Origin of the sequence: Pseudomonas sp. OTU5201 (assembly GCF_038440135.1) — a bacterium.
Lineage (GTDB): Bacteria > Pseudomonadota > Gammaproteobacteria > Pseudomonadales > Pseudomonadaceae > Metapseudomonas > Metapseudomonas resinovorans.
The window spans coordinates 35,604-50,767 of sequence record NZ_JASATC010000034.1 but is presented as its reverse complement, the minus strand read 5'-3'; the positions used below and the strand labels follow the sequence as shown (position 1 = coordinate 50,767).

General features: G+C 63.1%; 17 protein-coding genes. 12 read left to right on the top strand and 5 right to left on the bottom strand.

Annotated elements, in window-relative coordinates:
- The first annotated feature begins 3 nt into the window (after window positions 1-3).
- The 3 genes from AAHM40_RS19970 (at window position 4) to AAHM40_RS19960 (ending at window position 2,835) form a co-directional block, all read left to right on the top strand.
- Window positions 4-783 carry a DUF3658 domain-containing protein gene (locus tag AAHM40_RS19970; protein ID WP_342246190.1) on the top strand — a complete coding sequence of 260 codons (780 nt, stop codon included), beginning with the start codon at window positions 4-6 and terminating at the stop codon, window positions 781-783.
- Between the two features lie 175 nt (window positions 784-958).
- Window positions 959-2,017, top strand: a complete 1,059-nt coding sequence (locus tag AAHM40_RS19965; RefSeq protein WP_342246189.1) for a PA0069 family radical SAM protein — start codon at window positions 959-961, stop codon at window positions 2,015-2,017.
- A gap of 110 nt (window positions 2,018-2,127) precedes the next feature.
- A complete protein-coding gene (locus AAHM40_RS19960) occupies window positions 2,128-2,835 on the top strand; it encodes a carbonic anhydrase (protein WP_342246188.1) in 708 nt (235 codons plus the stop codon).
- 57 nt (window positions 2,836-2,892) lie between these two features.
- On the opposite strand, the gene AAHM40_RS19955 is transcribed toward AAHM40_RS19960, so the two are convergent.
- On the bottom strand, window positions 2,893-3,552 hold the full coding sequence (locus AAHM40_RS19955) for a hypothetical protein (RefSeq protein WP_342246187.1): 660 nt from the start codon (window positions 3,550-3,552) through the stop codon (window positions 2,893-2,895).
- Window positions 3,553-3,937: 385 nt separating this feature from the next.
- Here AAHM40_RS19955 and coxB point away from each other — a divergent pair, with 385 nt between their 5' ends.
- From coxB to AAHM40_RS19935, 4 genes are read left to right on the top strand one after another with little or no spacing between them, the layout of a single operon-like run.
- On the top strand, window positions 3,938-5,065 hold the full coding sequence (gene coxB, locus AAHM40_RS19950) for a cytochrome c oxidase subunit II (RefSeq protein WP_342246186.1): 1,128 nt from the start codon (window positions 3,938-3,940) through the stop codon (window positions 5,063-5,065).
- Between the two features lie 29 nt (window positions 5,066-5,094).
- Window positions 5,095-6,684, top strand: coding sequence for a cytochrome c oxidase subunit I (gene ctaD / locus AAHM40_RS19945; RefSeq protein ID WP_342246185.1), 1,590 nt, complete (start codon window positions 5,095-5,097; stop codon window positions 6,682-6,684).
- A 1-nt stretch (window position 6,685) separates the two neighbouring features.
- Window positions 6,686-7,237: a cytochrome c oxidase assembly protein gene (locus AAHM40_RS19940; RefSeq protein ID WP_342246184.1), complete on the top strand. Its 552-nt coding sequence runs from the start codon at window positions 6,686-6,688 to the stop codon at window positions 7,235-7,237.
- Window positions 7,238-7,262: 25 nt separating this feature from the next.
- Entirely contained in the window at window positions 7,263-8,150 is an 888-nt protein-coding gene (locus tag AAHM40_RS19935; protein ID WP_342246183.1) for a cytochrome c oxidase subunit 3, read from the top strand.
- 30 nt (window positions 8,151-8,180) lie between these two features.
- Here the strand turns inward: AAHM40_RS19935 and AAHM40_RS19930 are convergent, their stop codons facing one another.
- On the bottom strand, window positions 8,181-8,384 hold the full coding sequence (locus AAHM40_RS19930) for a twin transmembrane helix small protein (protein WP_028627068.1): 204 nt from the start codon (window positions 8,382-8,384) through the stop codon (window positions 8,181-8,183).
- A gap of 69 nt (window positions 8,385-8,453) precedes the next feature.
- Here AAHM40_RS19930 and AAHM40_RS19925 point away from each other — a divergent pair, with 69 nt between their 5' ends.
- From AAHM40_RS19925 to AAHM40_RS19905, 5 genes are read left to right on the top strand one after another with little or no spacing between them, the layout of a single operon-like run.
- On the top strand, window positions 8,454-9,182 hold the full coding sequence (locus AAHM40_RS19925) for an SURF1 family protein (RefSeq protein ID WP_342246182.1): 729 nt from the start codon (window positions 8,454-8,456) through the stop codon (window positions 9,180-9,182).
- Window positions 9,157-9,738, top strand: coding sequence for a hypothetical protein (locus AAHM40_RS19920; RefSeq protein ID WP_446731597.1), 582 nt, complete (start codon window positions 9,157-9,159; stop codon window positions 9,736-9,738). Before AAHM40_RS19925 ends, AAHM40_RS19920 begins: the two co-directional genes overlap by 26 nt.
- A 37-nt stretch (window positions 9,739-9,775) precedes the next feature.
- Window positions 9,776-10,861 (top strand): COX15/CtaA family protein, encoded by a 1,086-nt coding sequence (locus tag AAHM40_RS19915; RefSeq protein ID WP_342246181.1) that lies wholly within the window; start codon window positions 9,776-9,778, stop codon window positions 10,859-10,861.
- 12 nt (window positions 10,862-10,873) lie between these two features.
- Window positions 10,874-11,779, top strand: a complete 906-nt coding sequence (cyoE, locus tag AAHM40_RS19910) for a heme o synthase (RefSeq protein ID WP_342246180.1) — start codon at window positions 10,874-10,876, stop codon at window positions 11,777-11,779.
- Entirely contained in the window at window positions 11,776-12,411 is a 636-nt protein-coding gene (locus AAHM40_RS19905) for an SCO family protein (RefSeq protein ID WP_280285100.1), read from the top strand. Before cyoE ends, AAHM40_RS19905 begins: the two co-directional genes overlap by 4 nt.
- Before the next feature lie 98 nt (window positions 12,412-12,509).
- Here AAHM40_RS19905 and AAHM40_RS19900 read toward each other — a convergent pair whose 3' ends face one another.
- From AAHM40_RS19900 to AAHM40_RS19890, 3 genes are read right to left on the bottom strand one after another with little or no spacing between them, the layout of a single operon-like run.
- Window positions 12,510-13,286 (bottom strand): MetQ/NlpA family ABC transporter substrate-binding protein, encoded by a 777-nt coding sequence (locus AAHM40_RS19900; RefSeq protein ID WP_342246179.1) that lies wholly within the window; start codon window positions 13,284-13,286, stop codon window positions 12,510-12,512.
- A 52-nt stretch (window positions 13,287-13,338) separates the two neighbouring features.
- On the bottom strand, window positions 13,339-14,004 hold the full coding sequence (locus AAHM40_RS19895) for a methionine ABC transporter permease (RefSeq protein ID WP_028627074.1): 666 nt from the start codon (window positions 14,002-14,004) through the stop codon (window positions 13,339-13,341).
- The gene (locus AAHM40_RS19890) at window positions 14,004-15,011 is read right to left on the bottom strand and encodes a methionine ABC transporter ATP-binding protein (protein ID WP_342246178.1); all 1,008 of its coding nucleotides are present in this window, start codon (window positions 15,009-15,011) and stop codon (window positions 14,004-14,006) included. The genes AAHM40_RS19895 and AAHM40_RS19890 overlap by 1 nt, the downstream gene beginning before the upstream one ends.
- Between the last annotated feature and the right edge of the window lie 153 nt (window positions 15,012-15,164).

The window sequence follows — 15,164 nt, the reverse complement described above, 5'->3', positions numbered from 1 at the left end:
CGCATGTGGCATCTGGTGTGTGGTGATGTGGCGGCCGAAGGCGTAACCCGCGTCATCGGTGAGGACGTCGCCGCCCGCGCATTGCGCGTGCTGCGTGACGACCTGGCTGTGGGGCCTCTGGTGGATGTCGAGACGCCGCCCTGCACGGTCCGCGCGCAGTTCTGGCTGGACGTCTGGCCCAGCGCGGTGACGCCGCGGCCGGACTTCGGCACGGGCCTTTCCGTCGATGCCGACTGGCTCGCCGCGCTGAGTCAGCAAGATCAGCCGGTCACCGTCTGGCAGGCCGACAGTTGCTCCGAACAACTTCTGCTGGCCCGTGTCGCGGCTGCCCTGGAAGGCAGCGACCTGCCCCTCTGGGAGATTTCTTGCGGCACGGGGGACAGCAGCGTCCCGCAACGCTGCGCGGTGGGCATGATCGCGCCCGCCGCGCTGGGTGCTTACTACCAGCCACACCAGGTCGAGCCTGGGCGCAAGGCGCAGCTCGCCGCGCAATGGCGCTCCGCACTGGCTGCCAATGCCGCTATTCGCCGCTGGCGGGATGGCGACTTCCATAGTGAAGACCACCAGGTGGTGGACGCTATTTTCCTTGCCGCCTGTACCCCGGACTGGCAACCGTTGCCGAGGGTGATGGCCGAACTGATGGCCAGCACCGACGGCTTCTTCGTCACCGACTATTTCGCCTTCTGGCGCGCCCGCGAACTGGCCGCCCTGCGGCGTATAGAACTGGGCGGCAACGCCGGCCAGCATGGTTATGGCGGACTCACCGTCCGCCTGATCCCGTAGGTTGGTCCGAGCGAAGCGAGGCCCAACGCTTGTCGGATGTCCAGCTCGTTGGGTTTCGTGCCTCAACCCAACCTACGGAATGCCCGCTGAGAGCGTGCCGCCCGGCTGAATCTGGCTAGTCGTAGGAAGAACCTCCATATACTGTATGAATATACAGTTTACGGAGATTCTCCCCATGCCCGCCCCTCTCCCACCCCGTGGCCGTGGCACGGCCAGCAATCCTTTCAATCGCTTCGCGCCGACCACCTCGGTGGCGATGGATGACGGCTGGTTCCAGGAAGTCCTGCCCAGCCGTGCGACCGAAGTCAGGCTGGAAACCGCCAAAAGCATCATCACCCGCAATCAGTCCCCGGACTTGCCGTTCGACCGCTCGGTGAACCCCTATCGCGGTTGTGAACATGGCTGCATCTACTGCTACGCGCGGCCCAGTCATGCTTACTGGGACATGTCGCCGGGGCTGGATTTCGAGACGCGGCTGATCGCCAAGACCAACGCCGTTGCCTTGCTGGAGCAGCAACTCTCCAAGCCTGGTTACCAGTGCGCGCCGATCAATCTCGGCTCCAATACCGACCCTTACCAGCCCATCGAGCGCGAACATCGCCTCACCCGCCAGACCCTGGAAGTGCTGCTGCGCTACCGCCATCCGGTGACCATCGTTACCAAAGGGTCGCTGGTATTGCGTGACCTCGACCTGCTCACCAAGCTGGCGGAGCAGAACCTGGTGACGGTGATGATCAGCCTCACTACCCTCGACGATGAGTTGAAACGTACCCTCGAACCTCGTGCCGCGGCCCCGTCGGCGCGACTGCGGGCGATCCGCGTGCTGAGCGAGAACCGTATTCCGGTTGGCGTGCTGTGTTCGCCAATGATTCCGATGATCAACGACATGGAGCTGGAGACTCTGCTGGAAGCGGCGCGTGATGCCGGGGCGCGGCAGGCGAACTACATGTTGCTGCGCCTGCCCAGGGAAGTGGGCCCGCTTTTCGAAGAGTGGCTGGAGGCGCACTACCCGCAGCGCGCTGCCCATGTGATGAGCATCATCCGCCAGTGCCGTGGCGGGGAAATCTACGACAGCCGTTTCGGCCACCGTTTCAAGGGCGAGGGACCCTTCGCCGAGCTGCTGGCCCAGCGCTTCGCCGTGGCGATTCGCAAGCTTGGGCTCAATCGTCGGCGCGATTACGAACTGGATTGTTCGCGCTTCTGTCCGCCCGGCGGACAAATGACGTTACTTTGAGGTGTGACTCGGTGGGCGGTAACGACAGTCCTGTAGGAATTCAAATGCCGACAATCAGTGGATAATGGGCGGCATACAAGACAATTCCTACGATGACCGAGGTTCGCAGCATGAGCAACGAGCACGACAAACTGGGTAGTGAAAGTGCCGAAGAGGCCCTGAGGAACATAGTCGAGGGCTTCCAGCGGTTCCGCGATGAGGTCTTCCCGCAGCAGGAAGAACTGTTCAAGAAGCTCGCCCATGAACAGAAACCCCGCGCCATGTTCATCACCTGCGCCGATTCGCGCATCGTCCCCGAACTGATCACCCAGAGCTCCCCGGGCGATCTCTTCGTCACCCGCAACGTCGGCAACGTGGTGCCGCCGTATGGCCAGATGAACGGCGGTGTCTCCACCGCGATCGAGTTCGCGGTCATGGCCCTCGGCGTGCACCACATCATCATCTGCGGCCACTCCGACTGCGGCGCCATGAAGGCGGTGCTGGACCCGCAGACACTGGAGCGCATGCCGACGGTTAAAGCCTGGCTGCGCCATGCCGAAGTGGCGAAGATCGTGGTGCAGGAGAACTGTGGCTGCGCCAATCACGAGACGCTCGAAGTGCTCACCGAAGAGAACGTGGTGGCCCAGCTCGACCACCTGCGCACTCACCCCTCGGTGGCGGCGCGCCTGGCCAGCGGGCAGTTGTTCATCCACGGTTGGGTCTATGACATCGAGACCTCGGTGATCAAGGCCTACGACGCCGAGCAGGGTCGCTTCCGGGTGATTGGTGATGGTCCACTGCCGATGGCCACGCCGAGGCCGCGTTACCTGTCGGAGTAATGAGAAAAGGGCTGCCGGTGCAGCCCTTTTTCATTTCCAGGTTGAATAGTCTCCCGCTCAGCTTACCGCGCGCTGGCCCGGGTTGAGTTCCAGCCCGACACCCAGTTGCTCGGACAGGCACGGCCAGCGTTTCCAGGCTGCCTCCACCTTGGGGTCGTGCAGCTGCTGGCGATAGGCCTGGGCCGAGGGCTGGCTGAACACGTCCTCGTCGAGCAGGCCGTCGACTGCGTGGTGCACGGCTTCATCCAGCTGGTTGGCGAAGGGTTCGCCGATCAACTGGTGGGCGATCAGGTTGGCCACTGTGGTATCCAGCGGTATCAGCGGCTGGCCGAAGTGGACGATGTAGCGGTCGTTGACTTCCTCCACCAGACGATGGGCCAGGTAGGCCTCGTCGAGCAGGCCTTCCAGGCCTTCGTGGCCGGCCATCAGGGCAGGCGGTTGCAGGAAGAATTGTTCGGCGACCCTGAGCACTGGCTTGATGTGGGACTCGATGCCGGCTTCGCGGGCGACGGTGGCGGCGGCATCCAGCACGTCCGGAACCTGTTCCACGTAGGCGGCGATGAAACGGGCGAGCACGCCCTGCGCATCGTCCGCCGGCAGGCGAATGGCGGGGTGCAGGCTATCGATCTGGGTGTCGAGAATCTGGGTCAGTTGGCTAGAGGCTGCTTCGTTCTTGAGGGCGCGCTGGATGATTTCGCGCAGTGCGGCGGTGTTCATGACTGCTCCTGAAAAGGACATGGCGGTTTGCGGGGAATAACAGGTGAAGAAGAGACCTTAGCTCGCCCGACGAAACCGCTAAGACCGGATTGTCATAATCGCTTCACAGTTATTCGGGCGCGCTATAACAGCACTTTGACATCTGCTGCCGACCCACGCCAGCCGTGGCGTTTAGGACAAGGCTTACGCGCCTTCAGCCATTTTCTGCGGCGCGTTGCGCAGCCGAAGTCCCTGTCTATACTCCGACTCGAAAGGCATTACCTGATGGAACCCGACTGTGCACCTGCGTGCCGAGGTCGGCGGTCCGAGTGTGGTAGTCCGGACAGCCGTCCCCAAGCCGTTGGCCCAGCCGGCGGGATAACAAGAACGAGAAGGGGAACCCGCAATGATGCGACATCCACGAGTCTGGATGGGACTCCTGCTGCTGTCTGTTCTCAGCCAGGCGGAGGCTGCCTGGACAGTCAACATGGCGCCTGGTGCTACCGAGGTCAGCCGCACCGTCTTCGATCTGCACATGACCATCTTCTGGATCTGCGTCGTCATCGGCGTACTGGTCTTCGGTGCCATGTTCTGGTCGATGATCATCCACCGCCGCTCGACCGGCCAGCAGCCGGCGCATTTCCACGAAAGCACCACGGTGGAAATCCTCTGGACCGTCGTGCCCTTCGTCATCCTCGTGTTGATGGCGGTGCCGGCGACCAAGACCCTGATCGACATCTATGACACCTCCGAGTCCGGACTGGATGTGCAGATCACCGGTTACCAGTGGAAATGGCACTACAAGTACCTGGGCCAGGACGTGGAGTTCTTCAGCAACCTGGCCACACCTGCCGATCAGATCCACAACAAGGCGCCGAAGGACGAGCACTACCTGCTGGAAGTCGACCAGCCGCTGGTGGTTCCGGTGGGCACCAAGGTGCGCTTTCTGATTACCGCGGCCGACGTGATCCACTCCTGGTGGGTGCCGGCGCTGGCAGTGAAGAAGGATGCGATTCCCGGCTTCGTCAACGAATCCTGGACCCGTATCGAGAAGCCCGGCCTCTACCGTGGCCAGTGCACCGAACTGTGCGGCAAGGACCACGGCTTCATGCCCATCGTGGTCGAGGCAAAGTCCCAGGAGGACTTCGCCAAGTGGCTGGCCCAGCGCAAGGAAGAGACCGCCAAGCTCAAGGAGCTGACCGACAAGGAATGGACGCTCGAAGAGCTGGTCGAGCGCGGCGACAAGGTCTACCACAGCGCCTGCGCGGCCTGTCACCAGCCGGAGGGCCAGGGCATGCCGCCCATGTTCCCGGCGCTCAAGGGTTCGAAGATCGCCACCGGACCCAAGGCAGATCACCTGAACATCGTCTTCCACGGCAAGCCAGGCACCTCCATGGCCGCCTTCGGCAAGCAGCTTTCCGAGGTCGATATCGCCGCCGTCGTCACCTACGAACGAAACGCCTGGGGTAACAACACCGGCGACATGGTGACACCGAAGGAAGTACTCGCCCTGAAGCAGGCGGAAAGCCAATGAAGAAGACACCGGCCTATAGGGAGACTGACATGAGTGCAGTGATCGACCACGATCATGCCGGGCATGATCACCACCACGGTCCGGCCAAGGGCCTGATGCGTTGGGTGTTGACCACCAACCACAAGGACATCGGGACCATGTACCTGTGGTTCAGCTTCGCCGCGTTCCTTCTGGGCGGCTCGATGGCCATGGTGATCCGCGCCGAGCTGTTCCAGCCCGGCCTGCAGATCGTCCAGCCCGAGTTCTTCAACCAGATGACCACCATGCACGGCCTGATCATGGTCTTCGGCGCGGTGATGCCGGCGTTCGTCGGCCTGGCCAACTGGATGATCCCGCTGATGATCGGCGCGCCGGACATGGCGCTGCCGCGGATGAACAACTTCAGCTTCTGGCTGCTGCCGGCTGCATTCGGCCTGCTGGTCAGCACGTTGTTCTCCGCCGGCGGAGGGCCCAACTTCGGCTGGACCTTCTATGCGCCGTTATCCACGACCTACGCGCCGGAGAGCGTGACCTTCTTCATCTTCGCCATCCACCTGATGGGCATCAGTTCGATCATGGGGGCTATCAACGTGATCGCCACCATCCTCAACCTGCGCGCTCCAGGCATGACTCTGATGAAGATGCCGCTGTTCGTCTGGACCTGGTTGATCACCGCCTTCCTGCTGATCGCGGTGATGCCGGTACTGGCCGGCTGCGTGACGATGATGCTGATGGACATCCACTTCGGCACCAGCTTCTTCAGTGCTGCCGGCGGCGGTGACCCGGTGCTGTTCCAGCATGTGTTCTGGTTCTTCGGCCATCCTGAGGTGTACATCATGATCCTGCCCGCCTTCGGTGCGGTCAGCTCGATCATTCCGGCCTTCAGCCGCAAGCCGCTGTTCGGCTACACCTCGATGGTCTACGCCACGGCGTCGATTGCCTTCCTCTCGTTCATCGTCTGGGCGCACCACATGTTCACCGTGGGCATTCCGCTGACCGGTGAGCTGTTCTTCATGTTCGCCACCATGCTGATCGCCGTGCCCACCGGGGTGAAGGTGTTCAACTGGGTGAGCACCATGTGGGAAGGCTCGCTGACCTTCGAGACGCCGATGTTGTTCGCCGTGGCCTTCGTCATCCTGTTCACCATCGGCGGCTTCTCCGGGCTGATGCTGGCAATCGCACCGGCGGACTTCCAGTACCACGACACCTACTTCGTGGTGGCGCACTTCCATTACGTGCTGGTGCCGGGCGCCATCTTTGGCATCTTCGCCTCGGCGTATTACTGGCTGCCGAAATGGACCGGCCACATGTACGACGAGACCCTCGGCAAACTGCACTTCTGGCTGAGCTTCATCGGCATGAACATGGCCTTCTTTCCCATGCACTTCGTGGGGCTGGCCGGCATGCCGCGGCGGATTCCGGACTACAACTTGCAGTTCGCCGACTTCAACATGATCTCGTCCATCGGCGCCTTCAGCTTCGGCGCGACCCAGTTCCTCTTCCTGTTCATCGTCATCAAGTGCATCCGTGGCGGCAAGAAAGCCCCGGCCAAGCCCTGGGATGGCGCCGAGGGGCTGGAGTGGACGGTCCCTTCGCCGGCGCCTTACCACACCTTCACCACGCCACCGGAAGTGAAGTGAGATGAGCGGGGAATTGAGCACTCGCCGCCTGATCCAGCGCCTGTTGGTGCTGGTGGTGGCGATGTTCGGCTTCGGTTTTGCCCTGGTGCCGATCTACGACGTGATGTGCCAGGCCTTCGGCATCAACGGCAAGACCACGGGGTCGGCCTACGAGGGCGCCCAGACCGAAGACCAGCAGCGCCAGGTGCGGGTGCAGTTCCTCGCCACCAACGCGGCCGGGATGACCTGGGAATTTCGCCCCAAGGCGGACGACCTGGTGGTGCATCCGGGCGCGAGCAACGAGATGCTGTTCATCGCCTACAACCCCACCGACAAGCCGATGATGGCTCAGGCCATTCCCAGCGTGGCGCCATCCAAGGCGGCGGCGTTCTTCCACAAGACCGAATGCTTCTGTTTCACCCAGCAGGTCCTGCAGCCCGGCGAGCGCATCGAGATGCCGGTGCGCTTCATCGTTGACCGTGACCTGCCGGCCGATGTGCATCACCTGACCCTCGCATACACGCTGTTCGATATCACCGCCCGCAAGCCACCAGTCGCCAGGAATGACGGCTGACGGGACGATAAGGAGAACAACAACGATGGCAAGTCACGAGCACTATTACGTTCCGGCCCAGAGCAAGTGGCCGATCATCGCCACCATTGCCTTGCTGGTCACGGTCTATGGGCTGGGAACCTGGTTCAACGACCTGAAGTACGACCGCCCGGAATCCAACGGGCCGATGATATTCTTCGTCGGCGGACTGTTGATCGCCTACATGATGTTCGGCTGGTTCGGCGCGGTGATCCGCGAGAGCCGGTCGGGCCTGTACAGCGGGCAGATGGACCGTTCCTTCCGCTGGGGCATGAGCTGGTTCATCTTTTCCGAAGTGATGTTTTTCGCCGCCTTCTTCGGCGCCCTCTTCTATGTTCGCTACTTCGCCGGCCCCTGGCTTGGAGGCGAAGGCGACAAGGGTATCGCCAACATGCTCTGGCCGAGTTTCGAGTACGCCTGGCCGCTGCTGGAGAACCCGGATTCCAAGCTGTTCCCACCGCCCAAGGCGGTGATCGACCCCTGGCACCTGCCGCTGATCAACACCCTTTTGCTGGTGACGTCCAGTTTCACCGTGACCTTCGCCCACCATGCCCTGCGCAAAAACAAGCGTGGCCCGCTCAAGGCCTGGCTGGCGGCGACCATCCTGCTGGGTGTGGTGTTCCTGGGCTTCCAGGCCGAGGAATACATCCATGCCTACAAGGAGCTGGGGCTGACCCTGGGGTCGGGCATCTACGGGGCCACTTTCTTCATGCTCACCGGATTCCACGGTGCCCACGTAACCATGGGGGCGCTGATCCTGACGGTGATGCTGATCCGAATCCTGCGTGGCCACTTCGACAGCGATCACCATTTCGGCTTCGAGGCGGCGGCCTGGTACTGGCACTTCGTGGACGTGGTGTGGATCGGCCTGTTCACATTCGTCTACGTGCTGTGAAAACGGTGGCCGGAGGTGGGGGCTTCCGGTCTACCAGGTGACTTGAGAAACGAACTGGCCGCTGTAGAAACCCCAGGCGATGAGCGCCAGGGTCAGGGCGGCCAGGACCACACGAACCGTTAGCGCATTGACCACGCGGGAGCTGCGGCCTTCGTCCTTGACCAGGAAGAAAAGGCCGCTGAACAGGCTGACCACCGTGGCAAGCAACATGAGGACGATCGCTGCCTTGAGCATGCGTGACTCCGGGGGAAGGGGGATGTTGTGCAGTATAGCCAGCCCTGCTCAGCCTCACGGACGGCGCTCGTGAGCGCCTTCCGGCCCGGCCTGGTGCCCACCCTGGTGGTGCTGGCCCTGCTGCCGGTGTTGCTCGGGCTGGGCTTCTGGCAGCTCTCCCGCGCGGAAGAAAAACGCCAGCTACTGGCCGCCGCTGATGCCCGCCGCATTGCCTCGCCTGTTGCGATCGAGCACCTCTTCGCCAGCCCCGCTCCCGCCTACCTGCGTGTACGCCTGCACGGCCATTTCGACGCGGCGCACAGCCTGCTTCTGGACAGCCGCATCCGCGACGGCAAGGCCGGCATCGAGTTGCTGCAACCCTTTCAGGACAGCACCAGCGGGCAATGGCTCCTGGTCAACCGTGGCTGGCTGCCCTGGCCGGACCGCCGCGTGGCGCCAGCCTTCACTACCCCGGTAGGCGAGTTGGAACTCGTTGCCTGGGCCTACGTGCCGCCGGGCGCTGCCTTCGAACTCAAACATCTCGAAACGGCCGGCTGGCCGCAACTGATCAACCAGGTGGATACCGCGGGTCTCTGGCAGCACCTCGGTCGCAGCGGCCTGCCCCTGGAGCTGCGCCTGGAAGAAGGCGCGGCGGCTTACCGCACCGACTGGGCGGTGGTCGCCATGGGACCGGAAAAGCACCTTGGCTACGCCGTGCAGTGGTTCGCCCTGGCGGCGGCCCTGTTCGGTCTTTTCATCTATTTCGGATTGCGCAAAGGACGGGAGAACAACAATGAACCCAGCACTCGCCATGCCTGAGGCCGCACCGCCGCGCCGCCGTGGGCGGATTCAACTGCTGCTGATCCTGATGGTGGTGATCGGCCCGATGATGCTTGCCACGGCCATGTACAAGTTCAGTTTCTGGGTGCCGGAAGGCCGCAGCTATCACGGCGTCCTGATTGGCAATGGACAGACGCTGGCTGACCTCGGCGTGCAGGACGCGGCGCCGCAGGAAACCTGGCAACTGCTGGTGACCGCTCCGGCCGGCTGCGAGGCCGATTGCCAGGCGTTGGTCTATGCCGCGCGGCAAATCCATATTGGTCTGGGTCGCGATGCCTCCCGCGCCAGCCACGCCCTGGCCGTTACCGGGTTGCCAGCGGATTACGCCGACAAGCTCAAGCAAGAGTACCCACAGCTCAAGCGCTATGGCCTGGATGCCGGCGCCTACGGCAAGAGCACCGAGAACCTGGGCGGCGCCTTGCTGTGGATAGTCGACCCCCATGGCAACCTGGTCCTGCGCTATGACGGCACCACGAAGGGAAAGCAGATTCTCAACGACCTGCGCCACCTGCTGAAGCTGTCCAATATCGGTTGAACGAGCCCTTTCACTGGAAAGGTGAGGAGCGGTTGCTGTGGATAAGTACAAGAGCCGGCCCGGATTCCGCCTCGCGCTGTTCGCCACGCTGCTGGCAGTGGTGGTCGTGCTACTGGGTGCCTACACCCGCCTGACCCATGCCGGCCTCGGTTGCCCGGACTGGCCCGGCTGCTACGGCTTCATCGCCGTGCCGCAGACCGAAGCCCAACTGGCCCACGCCGAAGCCAACTTCCCCCACGCACCGGTGGAAGCCGACAAGGGCTGGAACGAAATGGTCCACCGCTATTTCGCCGGTACCCTGGGGCTAGTGATCCTCGGCCTTGCCGTCCATGCCGTGCACCAGCGTGGTCAAGACGGACAGCCACTGAAGTTGCCGTTGCTGCTGGTGGGCGTGGTGATCGCACAGGCCGCGTTCGGCATGTGGACGGTGACCCTGCAGCTTTGGCCTCAGGTCGTCACCGCTCATCTGTTGGGCGGTTTCACCACCCTGTCACTGTTGTTGCTGCTCTGTCTGCGGCTGTCCAACGCCTTCCCCGCTGTCGAGCTGCCGTCCCGACTGCGGCGCTGGGCAGCCTTGGGGCTGGTACTGGTGGTCGGGCAGATCGCGCTGGGCGGCTGGGTCAGCTCCAACTATGCCGCGGTAGCCTGTGTCGACCTGCCCACCTGCCACGGCGAGTGGTGGCCAGCGATGGACTTCGCCAATGGCTTCCACCTGACTCAGCACATTGGCCCGAACTACCTGGGCGGCCAGCTCGACAGCGACGCCCGCACCGCCATTCACATGACTCACCGCCTCGGTGCGCTGGCCGTGACCCTCGTGCTGCTGGGCGTCATCTGGCAACTCCATCGCAACGGACTGTCACGGCTTGCCGGACTGCTGCTGGCGGCGCTCTGCCTGCAGGTGGGACTGGGCATCAGCAACGTGATGTTCCATCTGCCGCTGCCGGTGGCAGTGGCTCACAACGGCGGCGGCGCTCTGCTGCTGCTGGTGCTGGTTTCAGTGAATTACCGGGTGCGTCACCCGGGTCTCTTAGTAGGAGCGAGCTCTGCTCGCGAACGCGAAATTGCCGGGGATTCGCGAGCAGAGCTCGCTCCTACGGTGATCACTTCGCACAGCAAATAAGGAGAACACACCATGGCCACTCTGCTCAGCCAAGGACACAGCCAGGCCCACGCCAGCTGGCGCGACTATCTGGAGCTGACCAAGCCCAAGGTGGTGGTGCTGATGCTGATCACCTCGTTGGTGGGCATGTTCCTCGCCACGCGCGCCGGTGTGCCCTGGACGGTGCTGCTGTTCGGCAATCTCGGCATCGGCCTCTGCGCGGGCGCTGCAGCGGCCGTCAACCATGTGGTGGACCGGCGCATCGATTCGATCATGGCGCGGACGCTGAAGCGCCCGGTGGTGAATGGGCGGGTCTCTCCGGTCGCGGCCCTGGCGTTCGCCTTCATCCTGGCGCTCGTCGGCCAGGCTTTGCTGCTGGCCTTCACCAACGAACTGACGGCCTGGCTCACCCTGGCTTCGCTGGTGGGTTATGCGGTGCTCTACACCGGTTTCCTCAAGCGCGCCACGCCACAGAACATCGTCATCGGCGGCCTGGCCGGTGCCGCACCGCCGCTGCTCGGCTGGGTGGCGGTCACCGGTCACCTGTCCGCCGAACCGCTGCTGCTGGTACTGATCATCTTCGCCTGGACCCCGCCGCACTTCTGGGCGCTCGCCATTCATCGCAAAGAGGAATACGCCAAGGCCGATATCCCGATGCTGCCGGTAACGCACGGTGAGCACTACACCAAGGTACACATCCTGCTCTACACCCTGGTGATGTTCGCCGTGAGCCTGCTGCCGTACGCCATCCACATGAGCGGCGTGCTGTACCTGGTATGCGCGGTGGCCTTGGGCGCGCGGTTCCTGCAGTGGGCCTGGGTGCTGTACCGTGACAGCAAACCACACGCGGCGATCAGGACCTTCAAGTACTCTATCGCCTACCTCTTCCTGCTGTTCATCGCCCTGCTGGTGGACCACTACCTGATGCTGAACCTATGACCAGAATCCAGAAAACCGTATTCGTCCTCGTCGCCCTGGTTGCTGTGGTGCTCGGCCTCACCGTGCACAAAGTCCTGACCAGCCAGGCTCAGGCCGACCCGACCAAATTGCTCGATGCCGGCATCGTCCTGCTGCCGCAGAGCCGCACCCTGCCGGCGCTGGAAATGACTAACCAGGACGGTGAAAAGATGCGCGTCGACCAGTTCAAGGACAAGTGGAGCCTGGTGTTCTTCGGCTACACCTTCTGCCCGGACATCTGCCCCACCACACTGGCGCAGATGCGCGAACTCAAAGGCCTGCTGCCGGAGGCGGCGCGCAACAACCTGCAGATCATCCTCGTCAGCGTCGACCCCAACCGCGACACACCACAACAGCTCAAGCAGTACCTGGGCTACTTTGACCCGGCCTTCATCGGCCTGACCGCCGACCTGCCGACCCTGCAGAAACTCTCCAATGCGGTAAGCATCCCCTTCATACCGGCTGACACCAGCAAGGAAAACTACACCGTCGACCACAGCGGCAACCTGGTGGTCCTGGGCCCGGACGGTACCCAGCGCGGCTTCATCCGCTCGCCGCTGAACAACCAGAAGCTCAAGGAGCAACTGCCGGGGTTGGTGACGCCGAAGGGCTGAATGCGGGAGACCTTGTAGGGGCGAATTCATTCGCCCCTACAGACATCCACAAAAAAGCCCGCTCATCTGAGCGGGCTTTCTCATTGCAGCGATAGCGATCAGAACGCCGGCACCACGGCGCCTTTGTACTTCTCCTCGATGAACTTCTTCACCTCGGGGCTGTTCAGGGCCTTGGCCAGTTTCTGCATGTCGGCGCTGGCCTTGTTGTCCTCGCGGGCAACCAGGATGTTCACGTAGGGCGAGTCGCTGCCTTCGATCACCAGGGCGTCCTTGGTGGGGTTCAGCTTGGCTTCCAGGGCGTAGTTGGTGTTGATCAGCGCCAGGTCAACCTGGTTCAGCACGCGCGGCAGGGTCGCGGCTTCGAGCTCGCGCACCTTGATACCCTTCGGATTCTCGAGGATGTCCTTCGGGGTGGCGGTGATGCTGGTGTTGTCCTTCAGCTTGATCACGCCGGCCTTGTCCAGCAGCAGCAGGGCACGGCCGCCGTTGGTGGCGTCGTTGGGGATGACCACCTGGGCGCCTTCGGGCAGTTCGGCCAGGGATTTCACCTTGCTGGAGTAAGCGCCGAAGGGCTCGACGTGCACACCCACCACGGATACCAGTTTCACCTTGGTCTGACGGGCCTTGTTGAACTCGTCGAGGTAGGGCTGGTGCTGGAAGAAGTTGGCGTCCAGGCGGCCTTCGGCGACCTGCACGTTAGGCTGTACGTAGTCGGTGAAGACTTTCACCTGCAGGTCCACGCCTTCTTTGGCCAGCTGCGGCTGGATGAATTCGAGGATCTCCGCGTGGGGCACCGGGGTGGCGGCGACTTTCAGGGTGTCGGCTTGGGCGGAGAGGGCGGTCAGGGCGGCGAAGGCCACCAGCAGTTTCTTCATGAGCGGCTCCTTGTGGGAAGTCATCTGGCGGCGCGGTCTGCGCCGGCCTGGGTTATTTACGAGAGAAGTGCACCACCAGCTTGTCGCCGACGGTTTGCAGGATTTGTACGAGCACCAGCAGCAGGATCACGGTGACTACCATCACGTCGGTCTGGAAACGCTGGTAGCCGAAGCGGATGGCCAGGTCGCCCAGGCCGCCCGCGCCCACCACACCCGCCATCGCGGTGTAGGACACCAGGGTGATGGCCGTGACGGTAATGGCAGCGAAGATGCCCGGCCGCGCTTCCGGTAGCAGTGCGTTGACGATGATCTGCCGGGTGGTGGCGCCCATCGCCTGGGTCGCTTCGAGGATGCCCCTGTCCACTTCGCGCAGGGCGGTTTCCACCAAGCGCGCGAAGAACGGTGTGGCACCGACCACCAGCGGCGGGATGGCACCGGCAACGCCCAGGGAGGTGCCGGTGATGAACACGGTGAAGGGAATCATCACAATCAGCAGGATGATGAAGGGCAGCGAGCGCAGCACGTTGACCAGCAGCGACAGCAGACCGTACACGGCCTTCTGTTCGAACAGCTGGCGCGGGCCGGTGAGGAACAGCAGCACGCCCAGCGGCAGGCCGAGCAGCACGGTGAACAGCAGCGAGCCGCCTAGCATCAGGAAGGTGTCGACGGTGGCGAGCCAGATTTCATACCAGTCGATATTGGCGAGCAGGGCGTCCATCAGCGCAGGATCTCCAGGTGCACGTCGGCCTCGCGGAAGCAGGCAAGCGCGGCGTCAATGTCGCCGCCGGTCAGGGCCAGGGTCAGCTGGCCGTAGGGGGTGTCCTTGATGCGGTCGATGCGCCCGGCAAGGATGCTGTAGTCAACGCCGGTCTGGCGCGCGACGGTGCCCAGCAGCGGGGAGTAGGTCGCTTCGCCGCGGAAGGTCAGGCGCAGGATGCGGCCGGCGACGTGGGCGAAGTCATCGCGCTGCTCGCCCTCGTCGACGTGCTCGTCCTCGAGCACGAAGCGCTGGGTGGTGGCGTGCCGGGGATGCAGGAAAACATCGGCCACCGCACCTTGCTCGACGATCACGCCACCATCCATGACTGCCACGCGGTCGCAGACCCGGCGGATCACATCCATCTCGTGGGTGATGAGGACGATGGTGAGTTTCAGTTCACGGTTGATCTCGGCCAGCAGTTGCAGAACCTGCGCGGTGGTCTGCGGGTCGAGGGCGCTGGTGGCCTCGTCGCAGAGTAGGATCTTCGGCTGTGTGGCCAGGGCGCGGGCGATGCCGACGCGCTGCTTCTGGCCGCCGGAAAGCTGAGCCGGGTACTTGCGCGCGTGGTCGCTTAGGCCGACGCGGGCCAGCAGTTCGGCAACGCGGCGATCGATCTCGCTGCGCGACAGTTCACCGGCTAGCTTGAGTGGCAGGGCGACGTTCTCGGCCACGGTCTTGGACGACAGCAGATTGAAGTGCTGGAAGATCATCCCAACGCGCTGGCGGAAACGGCGCAGGCCTTCGCTGTCGAGGGCGGTGATGTCTTCGCCATCGATGACGATGCGACCGCCGGAGGGTTCTTCCAAGCGGTTGATCAAGCGCAGCAGGGTGCTCTTGCCGGCGCCTGAATGACCGATCAGGCCGAACACTTCGCCACTCTGGATGGCCAGGTCGGTCGGCTGCAGGGCTGGGATCTCGCGGCCTTCGACGCGGTACGCCTTGTGGACGTTATGAAATTCGATCACTGCGGAAACCTTGTGGGTTCGTCGTTAGCCGGATCGGCTAAAAACCGGCAAGTTTACCTGTTGGCACATAGGCACAGAAAATCTTTCTGGACCTATGGCTATAGCAACAAGGAATAAGCGATAGACGGACTTCGCCCAGTCTAGATGCCGCCA

Excerpts from the sequence above, each read along its gene's own strand:
- AAHM40_RS19920 (WP_446731597.1), top strand. The coding sequence starts at position 9,157 with ATGAACCCAGCACTCGCCATGCCTGAGGCCGCACCGCCGCGCCGCCGT.
- cyoE (WP_342246180.1), top strand. The coding sequence starts at position 10,874 with ATGGCCACTCTGCTCAGCCAAGGACACAGCCAGGCCCACGCCAGCTGG.
- coxB (WP_342246186.1), top strand. The coding sequence starts at position 3,938 with ATGATGCGACATCCACGAGTCTGGATGGGACTCCTGCTGCTGTCTGTT.
- AAHM40_RS19905 (WP_280285100.1), top strand. The coding sequence starts at position 11,776 with ATGACCAGAATCCAGAAAACCGTATTCGTCCTCGTCGCCCTGGTTGCT.
- ctaD (WP_342246185.1), top strand. The coding sequence starts at position 5,095 with ATGAGTGCAGTGATCGACCACGATCATGCCGGGCATGATCACCACCAC.
- AAHM40_RS19960 (WP_342246188.1), top strand. The coding sequence starts at position 2,128 with ATGAGCAACGAGCACGACAAACTGGGTAGTGAAAGTGCCGAAGAGGCC.
- AAHM40_RS19900 (WP_342246179.1), bottom strand. The coding sequence starts at position 13,286 with ATGAAGAAACTGCTGGTGGCCTTCGCCGCCCTGACCGCCCTCTCCGCC.
- AAHM40_RS19965 (WP_342246189.1), top strand. The coding sequence starts at position 959 with ATGCCCGCCCCTCTCCCACCCCGTGGCCGTGGCACGGCCAGCAATCCT.
- AAHM40_RS19970 (WP_342246190.1), top strand. The coding sequence starts at position 4 with ATGTGGCATCTGGTGTGTGGTGATGTGGCGGCCGAAGGCGTAACCCGC.
- AAHM40_RS19895 (WP_028627074.1), bottom strand. The coding sequence starts at position 14,004 with ATGGACGCCCTGCTCGCCAATATCGACTGGTATGAAATCTGGCTCGCC.
- AAHM40_RS19940 (WP_342246184.1), top strand. The coding sequence starts at position 6,686 with ATGAGCGGGGAATTGAGCACTCGCCGCCTGATCCAGCGCCTGTTGGTG.
- AAHM40_RS19955 (WP_342246187.1), bottom strand. The coding sequence starts at position 3,552 with ATGAACACCGCCGCACTGCGCGAAATCATCCAGCGCGCCCTCAAGAAC.
- AAHM40_RS19935 (WP_342246183.1), top strand. The coding sequence starts at position 7,263 with ATGGCAAGTCACGAGCACTATTACGTTCCGGCCCAGAGCAAGTGGCCG.
- AAHM40_RS19930 (WP_028627068.1), bottom strand. The coding sequence starts at position 8,384 with ATGCTCAAGGCAGCGATCGTCCTCATGTTGCTTGCCACGGTGGTCAGC.